Origin of the sequence: Caulobacter sp. S45, from assembly GCF_903642205.1 — a bacterium.
Classification (GTDB): domain Bacteria; phylum Pseudomonadota; class Alphaproteobacteria; order Caulobacterales; family Caulobacteraceae; genus CAHJWH01.
This window is the reverse complement of record NZ_CAHJWH010000068.1, coordinates 1-15,063: the sequence shown is the minus strand read 5'-3', so window position 1 is coordinate 15,063 and position 15,063 is coordinate 1. Positions and strand designations below refer to the sequence as shown.

The following is a 15,063-nucleotide window of genomic DNA, read 5'->3' as shown; positions in this document are numbered from 1 at the left end:
TCCGGGCGGCGGCGGGCGGCTGAGCCTGCTGGAGCCCCCCGCCTCGCCAGACCTCCTGAGCCTGCGCGCCCTGCAGACGCTCAGCCGCGCCGACCGCCTGGTGGTCGCCGACGGTATCGCGCCGGCGCTGGTCGCGCTCGCCCGGCGGGACGCGCCGGTCAGCCGGGTCGCGGAGGTGAGCGCCGCCTCAGTGGCCGACGAGGTCGCCCGGGGCGGGTCGGTGGTCTGTGTGGGACCGGCGGCGCTGTTTACGGCCTTCGGGGCTGCGGAGGTGCTGCCGGTGGCGGTCGCCCCTGCCTGACAAGCTTCGCCGGAACGCGCCCTTCCGCGCCACCCGGAACGCGCCCTTCTGCGCCACGTTGTCAAATCCGAGATGCCGGCCTCCGCCGGCGTCGCCTGGAGACCGGTCATGCTGGGTTGGGCGCTTCTGTTCGCGATCGTGGCGATCGCGGCCTTCTACTTCGGCTTCTTCGCCCTGGCGGGCCTGGCGGCGACCATCGCCAAGGTGCTGTTCCTGATCTTCCTGGTGCTCCTGGTGGTCAGCTTCGTCGTCCGCGCGCTTCGCGGCGGCTCGGTGGTCTAGCGGCCGGCCCGGACTCCGCTTTCAACGCCGCGCCAAGCCGTCCGCCGCCTAGCCGGCGCCCATGACCATGCACGCCTGACCCTTGGCCGACAGGGCGTGGCAGGCGGCCTTGGCCTGCTTCTGGCTGAGCCCGCGGAAGCGGGCGCGGTAGTTGCCGCCGGCCTCCTCCACCATGCCGGCGCCCGCCACCAGGGGCGAGATCTTCTCGATCTGGCCCGCGGCAAGGGCGTGGTTCTTGTAGGCGCCCACCTGGATCATGAACCCGCCGCCGCCGCTCTTCGCAGCGTCCGTCTTGGCCGATTTGACGACGCCCTCAGGTTCGGCGACGGCGGTTTGAGTGTCGGCGTCGCAGGCCGCGGCGTGGCGATGATGACGGCGTGGGGTGCAGGGCTTAGCCGGCGCGTCTTCCTGCGCCTCGGCCGCCTTGACCTTGGCGACGCGGGATTTGGCCGGACGCAGCTCAGGAGCAGTGGCCTTGGGCGCCTCGGCCTTGGCGACGGCGGGGTCGCCGCAGGCCTCCGCCGCCCGGTGGCGGCGATGGCGTCCGCGCCGGGCGGAGGCGCAGTCGACGGTCGCGGGCTGCGCTTCGGCTACCTGGGCCGGCGGCTCGGCCAGACTGCGGGCGGCCTCCAGGGTCGGCAGGGTGCGCATGGTCGGCTGGACCTCGACCTGCAGGTTGGGCTGGTCGGCGGAGCCCATCTCGATGGGCGCGCGGGTGACCGGGCCGCTCATGTCGTCAGGCGAGGCGATCAGGGAGGCCAGGCGCATCCGCTGGCCGAAGGCGCGGCCCTTCAGGACGGTGAAGCCGGCGTCCAGCAGCTCCTCCACGTTCTCGTCGCGGGCGGCGACGGAGGGGCCGCCCAGCACCACGGTGATCAGGCGGTGGCCGTCGCGCACGCCCGACGCGACCAGGTTGAAGCCGGCCAGGCTGGTGTAGCCGGTCTTCATCCCGTCCACGCCCGGCATCTTAGCCACCAGGTGGTTGTGGTTCAGCAGCAGCTTGCCGCGGTAGGTGAAGCTCTTCAGCCCGAAGAACTGGTAGTACTGCGGGTAGTCGCGCATCACCGCGCGCGACAGGATCGCCATGTCCCGCGCGGTGGTGATCTGCTCGCCGTCCGGCGGCAGGCCGGAGGCGTTCACGAAGGTGGTGGAGGTCATGCCGAGCTCCCGCGCCCGCGCGGTCATCAGCTGGGCGAACTGGCCCTCGCTGCCGCTCAGCCGCTCGGCCATGGCCACCGCCACGTCGTTGGCGGAATGCACAGTCATGGCGGGAATCGCCTCGCTCACCGTGAGCTGCTCGCCCGCGTGGGTGGAGACCTTGGAGGGCATCATGGAAAAGGCGTGGGGCGAGATGGTGATGACGTCGCTCATCCTTAAGCGCCCGGTCGAGAGCGCCTCGAAGGTCAGATAGAGCGTCATGATCTTGGTGATGGAAGCGGGGTGGCGCAACGCGTCTGCGCGCATGGTATAGAGCACCTCGCCGGTGTTGGCGTCCTCCACGATGGCGGCGTACTTCGGCTGGGTGAACAGGCCCTGCGCCTGGGCGATCGCAGGCGCGCAGACCGCAGCCAGAGCAGCGAAGGCGCAGGCGATGCCGGCGGGGCGCCGGCGGGCGGGGTGCGGCATCAAGGTGCGTCCGTCTCTGTTCAACCGGCGGCCCCCCGACCGCCTACGACTATGGTTTATGATGAGTGTCCAACCTTTCTCCAAGGTAAACAGTGCGTGAGGACGCCCGTGTCGCATCCATAAAGCGAAATGCGATGCAGCATAGCACATTTGTGCGCTGCACAATTTTTCCTTGACGGGAGTGTCAGATTGCGGTTAGTAGACCTCATAGCGACGCTGACCCGGCCTGTCTGCGGGCCTCTGCCATTCGCGTCGCCCTGACCTTCCGAGGAGACGCGAGATGGACATGAGCGCTGAAACGATGACCGAGCAGACCGTCAAGGAAGGCGCGAACGCCGCCGCCGACACCATGCACCAGGCCGCCTTCGCTGGCGACAAGGTCATACGCGACGCCATGAGCCGCACCAGCGCCATGACCGACCACGCCTTCAAGGACGGCGTCGAGAAGTCCATGACCGCCCTGAACGAGCTGGGCGCCCAAAACAAGCGCAACCTGGAAGCCGTGGTGGAGAGCGTCACCGCCGCCACCAAGGGTGTCGAGACGCTGGGCAGCCACGCCATGGCCTACACCAAGAAGGCCGTGGAGAGCCAGGTCGAGCAGGCCAAGGCCCTGTCCACCGCGCGCAGCATGCAGGAGCTGATCGAACTCCAGACCGCCTTCGCCAAGACCGCAATGGAGGCCTACATCGCCGAGATGAACAAGGCCGCCGAGGTCCTGTCTTCGGTGGTGAAGGAGAGCATCCGCCCGCTCAACGAGCGCGCCACCGCGCTCGCCGAGACGATGCAGTCCGCTCGCTGAGCCGCAACTACATAGGTAGGCGTTAGAGGTCCGGGATGGAGACGTCCCGGGCTTTTTCTTTGTCCGGCCCGTCGTCGCGACCGGCGGCGAAGGGGCCGGCGCCGAAAGCATGGGCGCCGATCGAGCTTAATCTCACGCCGTTTTTGTCAAGGGCTTCCAACCCGCCGTAATTCCCATATCTAATCCGCGGCGGTGGAGTTGGTTGGGCGCCGTGGAGACAGGTGTGGATGGCCGAGCGTAAGCCAGGGGATCGGGGAAGCGGCGCTGGCTCCGCAGTGGTCACGCAGGTCAAGCCGAAGACGCAGAAGCCGTCCCTGTACCGCGTGCTGATCCTGAACGACGATTACACGCCCATGGAGTTCGTGGTCTACGTGCTGGAGCGCTTCTTCAACAAGACGCGCGAGGAGGCCACGCGGATCATGCTCCACGTTCACCAGCACGGCGTGGGGGTCTGTGGCGTCTTTACCTATGAGGTCGCCGAGACCAAGGTGGCGCAAGTGGTCGACACGGCGCGCCGCCATCAGCACCCGCTCCAGTGCACCATGGAAAAGGATTGAGAAGTCGCCCATGCCGTCCTTCTCTCGCAACCTCGAAGAGACCCTCCACCGCGCCGTGGCCTACGCCAACCAGCGTAAGCACGAGTACGCGACGCTGGAGCACCTGCTGCTCAGCCTCGCCGACGACCAGGAGGCGACCGCGGTTATGCGCGCCTGCAACGTCGACCTGCCGGTGCTGAAGAAGAACCTGACCAACTATCTCGACACCGAGCTGCGCAGCCTGATCGTGGACGACGGCGAGGACGCCAAGCCCACCGCCGGCTTCCAGCGGGTGATCCAGCGCGCGGTGATCCACGTGCAGTCCTCCGGTCGCGACGAGGTGACCGGCGCCAACGTGCTGGTGGCGGTGTTCTCCGAGCGGGAGAGCCACGCGGCCTTCTTCCTGCAGGAGCAGGACATGACCCGCTACGACGCGGTCAATTTCATCGCCCACGGCATCGCCAAGAAGGCCGGAGCGTCGGAGCCCAGGAACGTGAAGGGCTCCTCCACCGAGGAGAACGTCGAGGAGAAGAACACCAAGACCGGCGGGGAGGCGCTGGAGGCCTATTGCGTCAACCTTAACGAGAAGGCGCGCGCGGGCAAGGTTGACCCGCTGATCGGCCGGATGCAGGAGGTGGAGCGCGCCATCCAGGTGCTCTGCCGCCGGAGCAAGAACAACCCGCTGCTGGTGGGCGACCCGGGCGTCGGGAAGACCGCCATCGCCGAGGGGCTGGCGCGCAAGATCGTCACCGGTGACGTGCCCGAGGTGCTGGCGGGCGCGACCATCTTCAGCCTCGACATGGGCACGCTGCTCGCCGGCACCCGCTATCGCGGCGACTTCGAAGAGCGCGTCAAGCAGGTGGTGAAGGAGCTGGAGAGCCACCCCAACGCCATCCTGTTCATCGACGAGATCCACACCGTCATCGGCGCGGGCGCCACCTCGGGCGGAGCCATGGACGCGTCGAACCTGCTGAAGCCGGCGCTGGCGTCGGGCACGCTGAAGTGCATGGGCTCCACCACCTACAAGGAGTTCCGCCAACACTTCGAGAAGGACCGCGCCCTGGTCCGCCGTTTCCAGAAGATCGACGTGGTGGAGCCAACGCTCGACGACACCATCAAGATCCTGAAAGGTCTGAAGACCTATTACGAGGACTTCCACAAGCTGAAGTACACTGACGACGCCATCAAGGCGGCGGTGGAGCTGTCGGCCAAGTATATCACCGATAGGAAGCTCCCCGACAAGGCGATCGACGTGATCGACGAGGCAGGAGCCTCGCAGATGCTGCTGCCCGAGGCCAAGCGGAGGAAGAAACTCGGCGTCAAGGACATCGAGAACGTCATCGCCAAGATGGCGCGCATCCCCACCAAGTCAGTCTCCAAGTCCGACACCGAGGGCCTGCGCAGCCTGGAGGAGGACCTGAAGCGCGCCGTCTATGGCCAGGACGACGCCATCCACCAGCTCGCCGCCGCCATGAAGATGTCGCGGGCGGGCCTGCGTGACGGGCAGAAGCCGATCGGCTCCTACCTGTTCTCAGGGCCCACCGGCGTCGGCAAGACCGAGGTGACGCGTCAGCTGGCGCACACGCTCGGCATCGAGCTGCTGCGCTTCGACATGAGCGAGTACATGGAGCGCCACACGGTCTCCCGCCTGATCGGTGCGCCTCCGGGCTATGTCGGCCACGACCAGGGCGGCCAGCTCACCGACGCGGTGGACCAGCACAAGCACGCCGTGGTCCTGCTCGACGAGATCGAGAAGGCGCACCAGGACGTGTTCAACATCCTGCTGCAGGTGATGGACCACGGGACGCTCACCGACTCCAACGGCAAGAAGGTGGATTTCAGGAACGTCGTCCTGATCATGACCACCAACGCCGGGGCCTCGGACAACAACAAGAACGGCATCGGCTTCGGCCGCGGCCGGGTTACGGGTGAAGACGAGGCGGCCATCACGCGGCTGTTCACGCCGGAGTTCAGGAACCGCCTGGACGCCATCGTCACCTTCAAGCCGCTGGCCCAGGACACCATCCGCCACGTGGTGCAGAAGTTCGTGCTGCAGCTCGAGGCCCAGCTCGCCGACCGCAACGTCACCGTCGAACTTAGCGACGATGCGGCCGACTGGCTGGCCAAGAACGGCTATGACGAGCTCTACGGCGCCCGCCCGCTCGCCCGGGTGATCCAGGAGCACATCAAGAAGCCCCTCGCCGACGAGATCCTGTTCGGCCGGCTGGTGCGCGGCGGCCACGTCAAGGTCGACCTCAAGGACGCCAAGATCATCTTCGAGATTGAGAGCCTGTCCGGCGAGACCCGCCCGGGCGAGATCGACGTCACCGCGGGCGACCTGCTGGAAGAGTCGCTCGACGACGACGAGGCCGGCAATGAGCCCGCCATGGCGGACTGAGGTCTTCATCTTCCCCACAGCGTGGGGGAGTCCCGCCGAAGGGGGGCCGCGCGTTAGCGCGGAAGCGCCTTCGACGTGGCCTCCGCGCTCTCGCGCGGTCCCTCCGTCAGCTTCGCTGACACCTCTCCATCTGCGATGGGGAGGATAAAGGGGCTTTCACAAGCCTCCCGGAACGCGTGTTGGCCCCGGGGGTTTTGGTGCTGTCCAGCTTTGCAGGTTCCATGACCCTCTCCCGTATGCTCTTGGCTTCGGCCGCCGTGCTGACGCTCGCGGCCTGCTCCCAGTCCCCGACCAGCGGTGGAGCCGGCAAGACGGCGTCCACGAACACCACCGACGACGCCTCTACCAAGGCGGCGGCCTCCGGGCCTTCCGGCCTCAGCCTGCAGGCGATCAACGGCGCCCAGTTCACAGCGCCCGCCGGCGCCGCCGCGGCCTCCGGCAATGAGACCGGCGGCGACAACGAGATCAACGGCTACGACAACGTCGCCGGCAATGCGACCGGCTCCGCGGACCCGGACACCAAGTCCCCCAGCCCCACCCTGGTCCGCGCCGAGGTGCTGCTCGACCGCGCCGCCTTCAGCCCCGGCGTGATCGACGGGCGCATGGGCGAGAACGTCAAGCACGCGATCATGGCCTACGACCAGGCCCACGGCCTGCAGCCCTCCGACGAACTGGACGAGGCGACCTGGAAGTCGCTCACCTCCGCGGACAATGCGCCGGTGCTGAAGACCTACACGATCACCCAGCAGGACGCCGCCGGGCCCTTCGCGCCGAACGTGGGCGAGGACTTCGTCAAGATGTCGAAGGTGCAGTCGCTGGGCTACACCTCGCCCCTGCAGATGTTGTCCCAGCGCTTCCACATGGACGAGCAGTTCCTGCAGGCCCTGAACCCCGGCGCGGACCTCTCCAAGGCCGGCACGCCGATCGTGGTGGTCGACCCGGGCCAGGGCGCACTGCCCGAGGTGAAGACGCTGGACGTCAACAAGAAGATGGCCCAAGTCATCGCATATGACGACAGCCACAAGGTGGTGGCCGTCTTCCCCGCCACAGTGGGCTCCACCACCCGACCCTCGCCCAAGGGCACCTGGAAGGTGACCGGCGTCTCGCAGAACCCCGACTACATGTACGACCCGAGCAAGCTCACCTGGGGTCCCAAGCACGCCGGCAAGCTGCACATCCCGCCCGGCCCGAACAACCCGGTCGGCGTGGTCTGGATCGCCCTCAGCGCGCCCGACTACGGCATCCATGGCTCTCCCGACCCGCACGTGATCGGCAAGACGGCTAGCCACGGCTGCGTGCGCCTGACCAACTGGGACGCCGAGGAATTGTCCAAGGCGGTGAAGCCCGGCGTGAAGGTCACCTTCGTCAGCGAGAGGGGCTGATCCGCATGCGCTGACGAGGGCCTTCGCAGCGTCGCCCGGAGGTTCTATCCGGGGCTGATGTTGCGGACCCTGCAGGACCTGAGCGGCGGCGTCGCGGGCTTTGACCAGGTCATCGACGTCCGCTCCCCCGGCGAGTTCGCCGAGGACCACCTGCCGGGCGCGGTGAACCTGCCGGTGCTCGACGACGACGAGCGGGCCGAGGTCGGGACGATCTACGCCCAGTCCTCCAAGTTCGACGCCCGCAGGATCGGAGCGGCCCACATCGCCCGCAACGTCGCCGCCCACCTGGAGGGGCCGCTGAGGCACAAGATCGGCGGGTGGTCGCCCTTGCTCTACTGCTGGCGGGGCGGCCAGCGCTCCCAGGCCATGGGCTTGATCCTGGCCCAGGTGGGCTGGCGCACCACGGTGCTACAGGGCGGCTATCGCACCTACCGCCGCGGCGTGGTGGCCCGCCTCTACGATCAGGCGCCGAGCCTGGACGTGGTGCTGCTGGGCGGCCCCACCGGCGTGGGCAAGACCGACCTGCTGGCGCGGTTGGCCGCCCGCGGCGTGCAGACGTTGGACTTGGAGGCGCTGGCCGCCCACCGTGGCTCGGTGTTCGGCGAGATGGGCGGCCAGCCCAGCCAGAAGCTGTTCGAGAGCCGCCTGGCCGCCGCGCTGGACGCCCTCGACGCCACGCGCCCGGTCGTGGTGGAGGCCGAGTCCAGCCGCATCGGGGAGCGGTTCCTGCCGCCGGCGCTCTGGGGCGCCATGCAGGCCGGTCGACGGATCGAGCTCTGCGCGCCGGTAGAAGCGCGTGTGGCGGCGCTTGCCCGCGCCTATGATCCCGTGGCGCGCAACCCTGACCAGCTGGCCGAGCTGCTTGGGCGGCTGCCCGGCCGACACGGCCGCAAGCGTCTGGACGCCTGGCTGGCCATGGCCCGGGCAGGCGAGATCGAGGCTCTCGTAGCCGAGTTGCTCGCCGAGCACTACGACCCCGCCTACAGGCGCTCGGGCCGCGAGGGCGCCTCGCCCAGCCTATTGCTGGAGCTGGAGGACCTCGGCCAGGGCGCGCAGGAGGTCGCCGCCAAGGCTGTGGTCGACTTCATCGCCTGCGGTGATCGACCGGGTCGGTGATCCTGGCCAGGGCGACCCTGGCTGGCCACCGGCCTTTCCCTCCAGGTGTGCGGCCGCTATATGCCGCCTGCAAAATGGAGGCTCCGGATGGAGATTCGCGAAGGGCTCACCTTCGACGACGTTTTGCTGGAACCCGGCGCGTCGGACTACATGCCGACCCAGGTGGACACCTCGACCTGGCTGACGCGCGAGATCGCGCTGAACATCCCGCTGCTGTCCTCCGCCATGGACACGGTCACCGAGAGCCGGCTGGCCATCGCCATGGCCCAGGCCGGCGGCATGGGCGTGATCCACAGGAACCTCTCGGTCATGGAGCAGGCCGACCAGGTGCGAGAGGTGAAGCGCTACGAGAGCGGCATGGTGATCAACCCCATCACCATCCACCCCGACACCCCGCTCGGCGAAATCCGCGCCATCAAGGCCCAGCGCCGGGTCTCGGGCTTTCCGGTGGTGGAGCGCGAGACCGGTCGGCTGGTGGGCATCCTCACCAACCGCGACGTACGCTTTGAGAGCGACGCCGCGCGCACCGCCGGCGACCTGATGACGGCCGAGGGCCTGATCACCGTGCGTGAAGGCGCCACCCAGGCCGAGGCCCGCGCCATCCTGCAGCGCCGAAAGATCGAGCGGCTGATCGTGGTGGACGACGACTTCCGCGCCGTCGGCCTGATCACCGTCAAGGACATGGAGAAGTCCGAGGCCTACCCCGCCGCCGCCAAGGATGACAAGGGCCGCCTGCGCGTCGGCGCGGCCTCAACCGTCGGCGACACGGGCTACGAGCGGTCCATGGCCCTGGTGGATGCGGGCGTGGACGCGGTGGTGATCGACACCGCCCACGGCCACTCCATCCACGTCGCCAACGCGGTCAAGCGCATCAAGTTGGAGAGCAACCGCGTCCAGGTCATCGCCGGCAACGTGGCGACCTATGAGGGCGCGCGCGCCCTCATCGACGCGGGCGCGGACGCTATCAAGGTGGGCATCGGCCCGGGCTCCATCTGCACCACGCGCATCGTGGCCGGCGTCGGCGTGCCCCAGCTATCGGCGGTGGCCGACTCCGTGCGCGCGGCGGCGGACAGCGGGGTGCCGGTGATCTCGGACGGCGGCATCAAGTTCTCCGGCGACCTCGCCAAAGCCATCGCGGCGGGGGCTTCGGTCGCCATGCTGGGCTCGATGTTCGCCGGCACGGAGGAGGCGCCCGGCGAGGTGTTCCTCTACCAGGGCCGCTCCTACAAGGCCTATCGGGGCATGGGCTCGGTGGGGGCGATGGCGCAAGGCTCCGCCGACCGCTACTTCCAGAAGGAAGTGGCCGACACCTTCAAGCTGGTGCCCGAAGGCATCGAGGGTCAGGTGCCGTTCAAGGGCCCGATCTCGGCCATCCTGCACCAGCTGGTCGGCGGCCTGCGCGCCGCCATGGGCTACACCGGCGCCTCGACCATCCCGGAGCTGCAGGCGCGGGCCCGGTTCATCCGCATCTCCGCAGCGGGCCTGCGTGAGAGCCACGTCCACGATGTCCAGATCACCCGGGAAGCGCCCAACTATCCGACGGGCGGCTAGGGCGACCCACGCGGTCATGGATTTGACAGAGCCTGAAGGGCGAGAGCACATCACCAGCATGACGCTTGTCGTAGTGAAGGCCGCATACGACGCCGAGGCTGGCGTCTGGTACGTGGAGTCCAGCGACCTCCCCGGCCTTAATGTCGAGGCCGCCACGGTGGAGCAGCGGCGTTAGCAGTTGCCGCTTGCAGTGGCCGACCTGGTGGAAGCCTCCGGCGAGCAGGACGAGTACGGCATCCCCCTCGAGATCATCGCGCACTCCAGCGCGCGAGCCCGTCGTCGCGTGGCGTGAGGGGCTACGGGCGTCTGGTGCGCGAGGCGCTGCTGGAGGGGGGCTGCTGGTCGTGCGGCGCGGCAGGGTCGACCACGATGTCTGGCGCAGCCCTCGGATCGAGACGCCCTTTATGGTTCCGGTGAACATCGACTCCCGCCACACTGCAAATAAGGTGCTCAGGGACGCCGGACTGCCCAAGGCGTTCTGAGTCGATGGGGCTGACGCATGACCACTGAACTCTCGATTCTCGGCTGGACCCTGGTCCTGGCCATCGTGCAGGTCTTCCTGCCGGCCGCCGCGCGCAGCCGGGAGACCGGCGTCGGCTACAACGCCGGGCCGCGCGACGAGCCGGGTCCGCCGGTGGGGAAGGTGACCGGCCGGCTGCAGCGGGCGGAGAAGAACCTCTTCGAGACCTTGCCCCTGTTCGCGGCGGCCGTGCTGATCGCCAACCTCGCCCATCGCGACGGCGCGCTGACCCTCTGGGGCGCCTGGACCTACCTAGTCATGCGGATCATCTACCTGCCGCTCTATGCCTTCGGCGTGCCCGTGGTGCGCTCGGTGGCGTGGATCCTGTCCGTGCTGGGATTGGTGCTGATCCTGTTCGCGGTCCTGCGGCCCGCTTGACGCCGGCGGCCCGGCTCGCCGCCGCCATCGAGGTGCTGGACGCCATCGGCGGCGGCTCGGCGCCGGCGGAGGAGGTGCTGCGGGCCTGGGGACGCGCGCACCGTTTCGCCGGGTCCAAGGACCGGCGCGCCATTGCCGAGCGGGTCTACGCCGTGCTGCGCGCCCGCACTCGGCTGGCCTGGGCCATGGGCGGGGAGAGCGGGCGCGCCTTGGTGATCGGCGCCCTGAGGCTGCAGGACGGGCTTGATCTCGATCGGATGGAGGCGCTGGCCGATGGCCAGGGCTATGGGCCCGCGCCTCTCACCGAGGATGAGCGTCAACGGCTGCGCATCGCCTTGCAGCCTCCGCCGGACTGGATCGCCGCGGGCCTTCCCGCCTTCGCCATCCCTATGTTCCAGACCCGGTTCGGACTCGAATGGCTGCCGGAGGCGCAGGCCCTCACCGGCGCCCGCGCGCCACTGGACCTGCGCGTCAACGCGCTCCGTGGCGGCGTTGACCAGGCGATGTCGCTGCTGGCGATCGACGGCGTCGAGCCCGGGCGGACGCCCTACAGCGCGTGGGGCCTGCGCCTGCCGGCCGACCTCGCCGCCGACGTCACCCGGTGGCGCGCCTTCCAGACCGGCTGGGTGGAGGTGCAGGACGAGGCCAGCCAGATCGCCGCCGCCCTGGCCGGAGCCCGCCCAGGCATGACCGTGGTGGACTACTGCGCCGGCGGCGGCGGCAAGACCCTGGCGCTCGGAGCCGCCATGCGCGCCGGCGCGGAGGCGTCCCCCGGCGCCCGCCTCATCGCGCTGGACGTGAACCCCAAGCGGCTCGACGCCATGGCGCCGCGCTTGGCGCGGGCGGGTGTGCGCGCCGAGGTGCGGCGGATCGGCTCGGAGGGCCAGGGGACCGAAGACCTGCCGAACCTCGCCGACCTGGTGTTCGTGGACGCGCCCTGTTCCGGCTCCGGCACTTGGCGGCGCCATCCGGAGGGGACTTGGCGGGTGACCGCGGAGACGGTGGAGCGCCTCGCCCGCCAGCAGCTATCCATCCTGGCGCAGGCCAGCGCCCTGGTGAAGCCGGGCGGGCGGCTGGCTTACGCCACCTGCTCGGTGCTGCCGGCGGAGAACGAGGCGGTGGCCGCGGCCTTCGAGCTGAACCATCCGCAATTCCGGCCCTGGCCCATCGCGCGCGTGCTGGACGCGCCGGACCTCACCGACGCCGCCCGCATCCGGCTGGCCGAGCTTGCGGGCGGCGGCTCCAGGCTCCAACTGACGCCGCACCAGAGCGGGACCGATGGCTTCTTCCTGGCCCTGTTCGAAAGGACGGCATGAGCGACACTCCTACGCCCCCCAAACCCGGCCACCAGCGCGTCCTGATTGTCGATTACGGCAGCCAGGTCACTCAGCTGATCGCCCGGCGGGTGCGCGAGGACGGTGTCTATTGCGAGGTCCACCCCTGCCAGAAGGTGGACGACCTGTTCCTGGAGACCTTCGATCCCGCCGCCATCATCCTCTCCGGCGGCCCCGAGAGTGCGGCTCAGGTCGAGAGCCCCAAGGCGCCGGACTCCACCTTCACCCGTGGCCTGCCCGTGCTCGGCATCTGTTATGGCGAGATGACCATGTGCAGCCAGCTCGGCGGCCAGGTGGAGGCGGGGCACGGGGGTGAGTTCGGCCGCGCGGAGATCGAGATCGTCGGCGAAAGCCCGCTGCTCGCGGGCTTGGGGGAGATCGGCCAGGCCGAGCCGGTCTGGATGAGCCACGGCGACAAGATCACCGCCATTCCGCAGGGCTTTCGCGTCGTGGCGACCTCGCCAGGCTCGCCCTTCGCCGCCATAGCCGACGAGGGGCGGCGTCTTTATGGCGTGCAGTTCCACCCCGAGGTGGCGCATACGCCCCGCGGCGCCCTGCTGCTGCGCAACTTCACCCGCCACATCGCCGGCCTGAAGGGCGACTGGACGATGGCCAAGTTCCGCGAAGAGGCGATCGCGCGCATTCGTGCCCAGGTCGGGCAAGGCCGGGTGATCTGCGGCCTGTCCGGCGGGGTGGACAGCTCGGTGGCGGCGGTCCTGATCCACGAGGCCATCGGTAGGCAGCTCACCTGCGTGTTCGTGGACACCGGCCTGCTGCGCGCCGGCGAGGGCGATCAGGTCGTCACCCTGTTCCGCGGCCAGTACAACATCCCGCTGATCCACGTGGATGCATCTGATCGCTTCCTCGGCGCCCTGAAGGGCGTCAGCGATCCGGAGACCAAGCGCAAGACCATCGGCCGGCTGTTCATCGAGGTGTTCGACGCCGAGGCCGCCAAAATCGACGGCGCCGACTTCCTGGCCCAGGGCACCCTCTATCCCGACGTCATCGAAAGCGTGTCGGTGCACGGCGGCCCCTCGGCGGTGATCAAGAGCCACCACAATGTGGGCGGCCTGCCCGAGCGCATGCGGCTGAAGCTGGTCGAGCCGCTGCGCGAACTGTTTAAGGACGAGGTGCGCGCGCTCGGGCGGGAGCTCGGCCTGCCGCCGGCCTTCGTAGGGCGTCATCCCTTCCCCGGTCCGGGCCTCGCCATCCGCATCCCCGGCGAGGTCACGCCCGAGCGTGTCGCGGTGCTGCAGAAGGCCGACGCCATCTGGCTGGAGGAGATCCACAAGGCCGGCCTTTATGACTCCATCTGGCAGGCCTTCGCTGTGCTGCTGCCGGTGAAGACGGTGGGCGTCATGGGCGACGCGCGCACCTATGAGGACGTCTGTGCGCTCCGCGCCGTCACCTCGGTGGACGGCATGACCGCAGACATCTCCCGCCTCCCTTGGGAGGTGCTGGAGCGCACGGCCACCCGCATCGTCAACGAGGTCTCAGGCATCAACCGGGTGACCTACGACATCACCTCCAAGCCGCCCGGCACGATCGAATGGGAATGACTTAGGGTCGTTCGGCAGCTATCGCGGGAAGTCGGTTTATCCCACTTATTCTCTTCCAGGTCAATCACTTAACCCACGCCATCTATCGCCATCAATCGCGGGTAAGCGGCGGAACATGACGGTAGCGCTGACGGTAGGCTGTTGTGGCCCATCAGCGTAAAATGGCCATACCGTCACGCCCGATTGTCAACCCGATTTCTGACCTGCCAGTAAGCAATTGAAGCCATTAGGAAAAACGAGAAGGTTGACGGTATAATCGCTGACGGTAAATTACAGAGACGAAGGCCTCATTTTTACCGTCAGGAGCCTCGATCCATGCTCACCGACCTCGCGCTCAAGCGTCTGAAACCTCAGGAAAAAACATACAAAGTCGCGGATCGTGACGGTATGTATGCTGCGGTGTCGCCGGCAGGCCAGATCGCCTTCCGATACGACTATCGGCTGCACGGACGGCGCGAGACGCTGACCTTCGGTAAATATGGCCCCGACGGGCTGTCCCTCGCCGAGGCGCGGGAACGCTGCATGATAGCCCGCAAGCTCGTCGCCGAAGGGAAGTCGCCGGCGCTTGAAAAGCAGCGGGAGAAGCGGCGCGTCTCAGGGGAGCACAGCTTCGGTGAGGTCGGTGCTCGCTACTTCAAGCAAGCGCGCATGGCCGACAGCACCCGGTCCATGCGCAAGGCGATCTTTGATCGTGACATCGAGCCGGCCTGGAAAAACCGGCGGCTCTCAGAAATCTCGCCCGACGACCTCCGCCAGCTCTGCGGCAAGGTGAAGGAGCGAGGGGCGCCGGCGACGGCGATCCATGTGCGCGACATCGTCAAACAGATCTTCGGCTTTGCGATCCTACACGGGGAGAAGGTGCCCAACCCAGCCGACGAAGTCGGTCCCGCCTCGATTGCCACCTTCGAGCCCAAAGACCGGGCTCTATCGCCGGCAGAGATTCGCGTTCTGCTAACGCAGATCGAGAAGGTCGCCACGCTTCCAACCATCCGGCTGGGATTGAAGCTCTTCCTGCTGACGATGGTCCGCAAGAGCGAGCTTCAGGATGCGACCTGGGATGAGATCGACTTCGAGCGAGCGGTCTGGACGATCCCGAAGGAGCGGATGAAGCGCTCGAAGGCGCACAACGTCTACCTATCACAACAGGTGCTGGACATAATGATCGCGCTGAAGACCTGTGCCGGCAATTCGCGCTACCTGCTGCCGTCCCGCTACGATGCGGACGCGCCCATGTCCCGCGCGACCTTCAACCGCGTCACCTACTCCGTCGTGGATACGGCG

The 15,063-nt window shown here is 68.2% G+C and carries 13 protein-coding genes and 1 pseudogene; 13 read left to right on the top strand and 1 reads right to left on the bottom strand.

Features of this window, described 5'->3' with window-relative positions:
• Together HUV06_RS08620 and HUV06_RS08615 are read left to right on the top strand one after the other, a co-directional pair.
• Window positions 1-301, top strand: a pseudogene (locus tag HUV06_RS08620) (hypothetical protein); the annotation flags it as partial.
• 108 nt (window positions 302-409) lie between these two features.
• The gene (locus tag HUV06_RS08615) at window positions 410-583 is read left to right on the top strand and encodes a DUF1328 family protein (RefSeq protein WP_174300865.1); all 174 of its coding nucleotides are present in this window, start codon (window positions 410-412) and stop codon (window positions 581-583) included.
• A gap of 48 nt (window positions 584-631) precedes the next feature.
• On the opposite strand, the gene HUV06_RS08610 is transcribed toward HUV06_RS08615, so the two are convergent.
• The gene (locus tag HUV06_RS08610) at window positions 632-2,209 is read right to left on the bottom strand and encodes a D-alanyl-D-alanine carboxypeptidase (RefSeq protein ID WP_174300863.1); all 1,578 of its coding nucleotides are present in this window, start codon (window positions 2,207-2,209) and stop codon (window positions 632-634) included.
• A 286-nt stretch (window positions 2,210-2,495) separates the two neighbouring features.
• On the opposite strand from HUV06_RS08610, the gene HUV06_RS08605 reads away from it, so the two are divergent.
• The 11 genes from HUV06_RS08605 to HUV06_RS08555 form a co-directional block, all read left to right on the top strand.
• Window positions 2,496-3,008, top strand: a complete 513-nt coding sequence (locus HUV06_RS08605; protein ID WP_254600994.1) for a phasin family protein — start codon at window positions 2,496-2,498, stop codon at window positions 3,006-3,008.
• Window positions 3,009-3,235: 227 nt separating this feature from the next.
• Complete coding sequence (gene clpS, locus HUV06_RS08600) at window positions 3,236-3,565, top strand: ATP-dependent Clp protease adapter ClpS (protein ID WP_174300862.1); 330 nt, start codon at window positions 3,236-3,238, stop codon at window positions 3,563-3,565.
• Window positions 3,566-3,575: 10 nt separating this feature from the next.
• Window positions 3,576-5,942 (top strand): ATP-dependent Clp protease ATP-binding subunit ClpA, encoded by a 2,367-nt coding sequence (gene clpA / locus HUV06_RS08595; RefSeq protein ID WP_174300861.1) that lies wholly within the window; start codon window positions 3,576-3,578, stop codon window positions 5,940-5,942.
• 221 nt (window positions 5,943-6,163) lie between these two features.
• Entirely contained in the window at window positions 6,164-7,324 is a 1,161-nt protein-coding gene (locus HUV06_RS08590) for a L,D-transpeptidase (RefSeq protein WP_174300860.1), read from the top strand.
• Between the two features lie 57 nt (window positions 7,325-7,381).
• Window positions 7,382-8,440 carry a tRNA 2-selenouridine(34) synthase MnmH gene (mnmH, locus tag HUV06_RS08585; protein ID WP_174300859.1) on the top strand — a complete coding sequence of 353 codons (1,059 nt, stop codon included), beginning with the start codon at window positions 7,382-7,384 and terminating at the stop codon, window positions 8,438-8,440.
• 87 nt (window positions 8,441-8,527) lie between these two features.
• Window positions 8,528-9,991 carry an IMP dehydrogenase gene (guaB, locus tag HUV06_RS08580; protein WP_174300858.1) on the top strand — a complete coding sequence of 488 codons (1,464 nt, stop codon included), beginning with the start codon at window positions 8,528-8,530 and terminating at the stop codon, window positions 9,989-9,991.
• A 58-nt stretch (window positions 9,992-10,049) separates the two neighbouring features.
• Window positions 10,050-10,166 (top strand): DUF1902 domain-containing protein, encoded by a 117-nt coding sequence (locus tag HUV06_RS08575; RefSeq protein WP_174300857.1) that lies wholly within the window; start codon window positions 10,050-10,052, stop codon window positions 10,164-10,166.
• 324 nt (window positions 10,167-10,490) lie between these two features.
• Window positions 10,491-10,889: an MAPEG family protein gene (locus HUV06_RS08570; RefSeq protein WP_174300856.1), complete on the top strand. Its 399-nt coding sequence runs from the start codon at window positions 10,491-10,493 to the stop codon at window positions 10,887-10,889.
• Window positions 10,886-12,205: an RsmB/NOP family class I SAM-dependent RNA methyltransferase gene (locus HUV06_RS08565; protein ID WP_174300855.1), complete on the top strand. Its 1,320-nt coding sequence runs from the start codon at window positions 10,886-10,888 to the stop codon at window positions 12,203-12,205. Before HUV06_RS08570 ends, HUV06_RS08565 begins: the two co-directional genes overlap by 4 nt.
• Window positions 12,202-13,782, top strand: coding sequence for a glutamine-hydrolyzing GMP synthase (gene guaA, locus HUV06_RS08560; RefSeq protein WP_174300854.1), 1,581 nt, complete (start codon window positions 12,202-12,204; stop codon window positions 13,780-13,782). Before HUV06_RS08565 ends, guaA begins: the two co-directional genes overlap by 4 nt.
• 315 nt (window positions 13,783-14,097) lie before the next feature.
• Window positions 14,098-15,063: integrase arm-type DNA-binding domain-containing protein (locus HUV06_RS08555; protein WP_174300853.1), on the top strand; the 966-nt coding region annotated here is incomplete at its 3' end.